Here is a 1,272-nt window from a genome sequence, read left to right as displayed (position 1 = left end):
CTGTATAGACCGGAGACATAGGTGACACATGTACTAGGACATGGTTGACACATTAATGTGTTTTTCATGTTTGTGTAAAGTAGATGGTTTCGCAATGATGGTGCGCATAAAAGACATCATAAACACCATCCTCATCATGGCGAGGTCGAATCGCCACTTCATGCCTGTGTAAGGCACTGGATACCTTGAATCTCTTTCCCTTGTATCTCAACTCACCATTCCACTTCACTGTGACCACCTCATCATCGGGTCCATACTCAATCTCAGGTAGTCTGGATGGAAACGCTCTCGGGCTGGGGCGATAGCGGCTGATGGGTGTATCCAATGCAATCGCTTCGTGTGGGCGCTCGTGGTTATATACACGACGCCAATCATCAAATGCGGTTTGAACCTGATTGAGTGAGTTAAAGCTGCGGCCATTGAGCACCTCTGCTTTGAGCGTACGGTGGAACCGTTCATCTTTACCATTGGTCTGTGGGTGATAGGGACGGCTATGGCTAATACGTATGCCTAAGCGCACCAGCCATAACTCAAGGCTAGTCACCTGTCCCGGCTGGTTAGGGCAGCCCCAGGGGGCGCCATTATCAAAGTTCATTCGAACCGGCATGCCATACCGACTGAATGCGGTCTTCAAACAATCCCTGACGGTCTCCGCCCTGGCATTGTCACAAGCTTGAAGTACCAGATTAAAGCGGGAGTGGTCATCAATCACCGTCAGCGGCATACAACGTCCTGAGAGCGTTTCAAAGTGACCCTTGAAGTCGGCCTGCCACAATGCATTGGGCAGCTCATGCTCAAATCGCTGCCAAGCCTGCCGGTATTCGACGCCCACCTCAATGAGGCCGTGCCGATGTAACACGTTACTGACAGTGCTTGGTGCCACAGCGCCTAAGCCTAAGTCCTCTAACCGTCGGCTGATCTTGCGGCCACCCCACGCTGGATGCCGCTGCCTCAGCTGAACAATCTCTGACTGTAGCGTCTCTGATGTGAGTGTGGGGCTGTGTTGCGGCCTTCGACTCTGGTCAATTAAACCCGCCAGCCCATGCGTATGAAATCTACGCAACCATTTATAGGCCGTTTGCGGGCTGATGCCGAAGCGCCGACATAACTCACGACGATTAGCCCCTTCTTGGGTGGCGAGGTGTACGAATTCTTCACGCAGACTCATGATGTCTTTTGTTTCCCAAGGCATAGTGTTCTCCGCATTTATCCAATGCGAAAGTGTCAACTATGTCCTCGTACACCTGTCAACCATGTCCCCGGTCTATACAG

1 protein-coding gene is annotated in these 1,272 nt (G+C 51.8%); it reads right to left on the bottom strand.

Annotation, left to right across the window (positions count from 1 at the left end; genetic code table 11):
- Positions 1 to 64: 64 nt before the first annotated feature.
- Positions 65 to 1,192 (bottom strand): IS481 family transposase, encoded by a 1,128-nt coding sequence (locus tag ACT53G_RS14490; protein WP_476169748.1) that lies wholly within the window; start codon positions 1,190 to 1,192, stop codon positions 65 to 67.
- Between the last annotated feature and the right edge of the window lie 80 nt (positions 1,193 to 1,272).

Source organism: Methylophilus sp. DMC18, assembly GCF_056314005.1.
The sequence above is the reverse complement of the archived record's forward strand: the minus strand, read 5'-3'. Positions and strand labels throughout refer to the sequence as shown.

What these genes read in the sequence shown, in the direction of transcription:
- ACT53G_RS14490 (WP_476169748.1), bottom strand. Translation starts at nt 1,192, where the DNA reads ATGCCTTGGGAAACAAAAGACATCATGAGTCTGCGTGAAGAATTCGTA.